Source organism: Sandarakinorhabdus sp., from assembly GCF_031430775.1.
Lineage (GTDB): Bacteria > Pseudomonadota > Alphaproteobacteria > Sphingomonadales > Sphingomonadaceae > Sandarakinorhabdus.
In genome coordinates this window covers 1-4046 of sequence record NZ_JANPCD010000052.1, presented here as the reverse complement: position 1 = coordinate 4046, position 4046 = coordinate 1, and the positions used below count along the sequence as shown (strand labels likewise).

Sequence of the window (4046 nt, the reverse complement as noted above, 5' to 3'; positions counted from 1 at the left end):
CATGAAAACCGTGCCGATGACCTACTATGCCCCGCAAAGCGGTGTCGGGCTGGCGATGGCGGCTGCTCCGGCGATGTTCGGCCCGGCGGCGCGCATCGGCTTTGTCGGCCTCGGTGCCGGAACGCTGGCCTGTTACCGCCAGCCTGGCCAGACCTGGACCGCGTTCGAAATCGATCCGGTCATCGAAAACATCGCCCGCAAGGATTTCAGCTATATCAGCCGCTGCGCCCCGGACATGAAAATCGCCATCGGCGATGCCCGCCTCACACTGGCCAATCAGCCTCGGGGCGCGTTCAACCTGCTTGCCGTCGATGCCTTTTCCTCCGACGCCATTCCGCTGCATCTGGTGACGCGTGAAGCCTTTGCCGTCTATGGCCGCACCCTTGCCGACGATGGCGTGCTGCTCATCCACATTTCCAACCGTTTCCTTAATCTGGAACCGGTGATTGCCGCCATCGCCAAGGACGGCGGCTGGCAGGCCCGCGCCCGCACCTACAGCCCGGTCGGCGCCCAGCCGCGCGGCCAGATGTTCGCGCAATCGACATGGATCGTGCTGAGCCGCAGCACGGCCCGGCTCGATCAGTTGCCGGGGCAATGGCGCGCGGTGGAAACCGATGCCGCCCTGCCGGTGTGGCGCGATGATTTTGCCAGCGTGCTGCCGGTGCTGCGTTTTCGCCGCGACACGCACTGACAGTTCGCTGACACATCGCTGACACACTTGTCTTGCCGCTGGGGACGGGGGCGGCTACACGCGCTGCCATGCAAGGTGGACCGCGCCCATACTCCCACCCGGCCATAGCCGGCGGCGCCCATCCGTTTCCGCATTCGCATCTGCTGGGCATTGCCGATCTCAAGCCCTGGGAAATCCTGTTCCTGCTCGACGAGGCGGAACAATGGATTGCGCTCAATCGCAGCAAGGCCGCCAAGCACGACAGCCGCCTTGCCGGCCTGACCCAGATCAACGCCTTTTTCGAAAACTCCACCCGCACGCTGCTCAGCTTCGAAATCGCAGGAAAACGTCTTGGTGCCGATGTCGTCAATCTCGGCGTCTCCGGCTCCAGCGTCAAAAAGGGCGAAACGCTGCTCGACACGGTGCTGACGCTCGATGCCATGCATCCGGACGTGATCGTTATCCGCCATGGCAGTTCCGGTGCCGTCGGCCTCATCGCGCAAAAGGTCGGCTGCCCCGTCCTCAATGCCGGCGATGGCCGCCACGAACACCCGACGCAGGCGCTGCTCGATGCGCTGACCATTCGCCGCCGCAAGGGCCGTATCGCCGGGCTGACCGTGGCGATCTGCGGCGATATCCTGCACAGCCGGGTGGCGCGGTCCAACTTCATGGCGCTGGCCTCGCTTGGGGCCACCGTGCGCGCCGTGGCGCCGCCGACGCTGCTGCCCGCCAACATCGACACATTCGGCGTCGAGGCGTTCACCGACATGGACAAGGGCCTGGCCGGCGCCGATGTCGTGATGATGCTGCGCCTGCAAACCGAACGCTTCGAAGGCGCATATGTGCCATCCACCCGCGAATATTTCCGCTTTTTCGGCCTCACCGAAGACCGGCTGGCGCGCGCTGCCGATGACGTGCTGGTCATGCACCCCGGCCCGATGAACCGGGGCGTCGAAATCGATGGCGCCATCGCCGATGATATCGCGCGCTCTGCCGTGTCGCAGCAGGTCGAAATGGGCGTTGCCGTGCGCATGGCCTGTCTGGATGTGCTGACCCGCCGTCGGCGCGGGATCGAGGGTTGGGCATGACCATGCTCGCAATTACCGGCGCCCGGGTCATCTGCCCTGAAAGCGGCCATGACGGCATCGCCAATGTGCTGGTGCAGGACCGTGTGATTATCGCCCTTGGCCCTGACGCGCCGCCTGCCGGCGCGCAGGTCATCGAGGCATCGGGCCTGGTGTTGTGCCCCGGCCTCATCGACGCCTGTGTGTTCCGCGCCGATGCGGCGGCGGCGCAGGCCGGCGGCATTACCCGCGTCGTGCTGATGCCCGACCAGACACCGCCTCTGGATGATCCAGCGCTGATCGCCTTTGCGCAAGGATCCGGCAAGCCAGACGTCTGGGTCCACCCGCTGGTCGCCGCTACCCGCGACCTTGCCGGCCATGAACTGGCAGAAATCGGCCTTGGCCAGGCCGCCGGCGCTGTCGGTATCGCCACGGGTCGCACCGCAATTGCCAGCAGCGCGGTCATGCACCGGCTGCTGACTTACAGCCGTGCGTTCGACATGACCGTCGTGTCGCATCCCGAAGATGCGGCCATGACCGCCGGCGCCGTGGCGACCGAGGGCGATTACGCCACGCGCCTTGGCCTTGCCGCTGCGCCGGCGTTTGCCGAAAGCCTTGCCATCTCCCGCGACATTCGTCTTGCCGAGGCGGCGGGCGCCCGGCTGCATCTGCGGCAGGTGACCACTGCCGAGGGGCTGGCGCTGATCCGCGCGGCGCAGGCGCGCGGCGTGCGCGTCACGGCCGGCATCACGCCGGCGCATGTGCTGCTGAATGAAACCGCCGTGTCGGGGTTTCGCAGCTTTGCCCGGCTGTCGCCGCCGCTGCGCAGCGAAAGCGATCGGCTGGCGGTCATCGAAGCCATCGCCGATGGCACCATCAGCGTCATGGCGTCCGGCCATGATCCGCGCAGCGCCGAAGACAAGCGCCAGCCTTTTGCCGATGCTCGGCCGGGCATGGCCGGCGCGCAGACCTTGCTCGCGCTCGGACTGGTGCTGGTGCACGACGAGGTGATCGATCTGCCCCGTTTGATCGAGATGATGACGATCGAACCGGCGCGTTTATTCGGTTTGTCCGGTGGAACCTTGCAACTCGGCGCACCGGCCGACCTCATGCTCTTTGACGAACGCGCCCCCTGGCGTATCGACAGCGACCGTTTCTGCGGCGCCGGCAACACCCCGTTCGACGGGATTCCCGTCTCCGGCATGGTGAAACTGACGATCAAAGGTGGAGATGTGGTTTGGCGCGCATGAACAGGCTTTGGCTGTTGCTCGCGGCGGCTTTGATTGCCGACCCGGCGCTGGCGGCGCGCAAGCCCCGCAAGCCCGTGCCGGCGCCCCCGCCCGCCGCGCCTGCTGCACCGCAGGCATCCGTCAAGCAGGGCGCCGAACTGTGGCGCAAGGAAGAATGGGCAGGCGCCGTCGCCATGTGGCAGCCGTTTGCCGACCAGGGCGATGCCGACGCCATGTTCAACATGGGCCAGGCCAACAAGCTGGGCCGGGGCGTGCCGCTCGATAAGGGCCAGGCGCGCGAATGGTACCGCAAGGCTGCCACCAAGGGGCACCTTCCAGCCCAGGCCAATCTGGGTATCCTGCTGTTCCAGGCCGGCGAAAAACCCGAAGCGATCAAATGGCTGAAAATGGCCGCCGATCGCGGGGAAATGCGCGCCCAATATGTGCTGGGCGTCGTCCATTGGAACGGCGACGGCGCGCAAAAATCCCTGCCGCTGGCCTATGGCTATCTGGTGCGCAGCGCCGGGCAGAACCTGCCCGAAGCCGTCAAGGCGCTGAACGAATTGTCGCTGGTCATCCCGCCGCTCGACCGGGCCAATGGCTGGGAAATCGCCGCCAGCCTCGCCGCCGGCAAGGGCATTCCCGGTCAATTCCAGCCCGCTGTGCAGATGGCCAGCGCCAGCCCCGCGACCGGTACTGCGCCGACCCGTGCCGTCACGCCGTCGGCACTGCCGCCGTTTGCGCCGGCCAAGCGCAATGCTGCTGCCGCACCCGAGCCAACCGCGAGCGATGAAGACAGTGCCGAAACCGAGGATGCGGCGAAGGACGCGCCGCCCGAAAAGCCGACATCCAGCAAGGCTTTGGCGCAAAAGCCGGCGCGCACCAAGGCCAAGCCTGAACCCGAACTCAGCGGCTGGCGCATCCAGCTTGGCGCAGGCGTCCTTGGCGTCGTCGCGAGTCTTGAACGGGCCGGCCTGGAGCTTGAAGATGCGGCCCGCCGGCTCATAGGCCGGGCGCAATTTGGCCGTGTCCTTCTTGTGCTTTTTCTTCAGCTGTTCCCACGCCGCCTGCGCCTGGGCCTTC

3 protein-coding genes and 2 pseudogenes are annotated in these 4046 nt (G+C 66.5%); 4 read left to right on the top strand and 1 reads right to left on the bottom strand.

Translation table 11 applies throughout. The features are described from left to right. The 4 genes and pseudogenes from RMQ73_RS02905 to RMQ73_RS14210 form a co-directional block, all read left to right on the top strand. Window positions 1–691, top strand: a 691-nt coding sequence (locus RMQ73_RS02905; RefSeq protein WP_310496487.1) for a fused MFS/spermidine synthase, incomplete at its 5' end; no start/stop codon positions are given. 68 nt (window positions 692–759) lie between these two features. Further along, window positions 760–1758 carry an aspartate carbamoyltransferase catalytic subunit gene (locus RMQ73_RS02900; RefSeq protein ID WP_310496486.1) on the top strand — a complete coding sequence of 333 codons (999 nt, stop codon included), beginning with the start codon at window positions 760–762 and terminating at the stop codon, window positions 1756–1758. Beyond that, complete coding sequence (locus tag RMQ73_RS02895; RefSeq protein WP_310496485.1) at window positions 1755–2984, top strand: dihydroorotase; 1230 nt, start codon at window positions 1755–1757, stop codon at window positions 2982–2984. The genes RMQ73_RS02900 and RMQ73_RS02895 overlap by 4 nt, the downstream gene beginning before the upstream one ends. Beyond that, a pseudogene (locus tag RMQ73_RS14210) lies at window positions 2981–3244 on the top strand (hypothetical protein); the annotation flags it as partial. The gene RMQ73_RS02895 and the pseudogene RMQ73_RS14210, both read left to right, overlap by 4 nt. Window positions 3245–3943: 699 nt before the next feature. Here the strand turns inward: RMQ73_RS14210 and RMQ73_RS14205 are convergent. Next, a pseudogene (locus tag RMQ73_RS14205) lies at window positions 3944–4015 on the bottom strand (hypothetical protein); the annotation flags it as partial. Between the last annotated feature and the right edge of the window lie 31 nt (window positions 4016–4046).

Bases quoted from the DNA above. Each gene is read 5' to 3' on its own strand.
- RMQ73_RS02900 (WP_310496486.1), top strand. From the start codon at position 760: ATGCAAGGTGGACCGCGCCCATACTCCCACCCGGCCATAGCCGGCGGC.
- RMQ73_RS02895 (WP_310496485.1), top strand. From the start codon at position 1,755: ATGACCATGCTCGCAATTACCGGCGCCCGGGTCATCTGCCCTGAAAGC.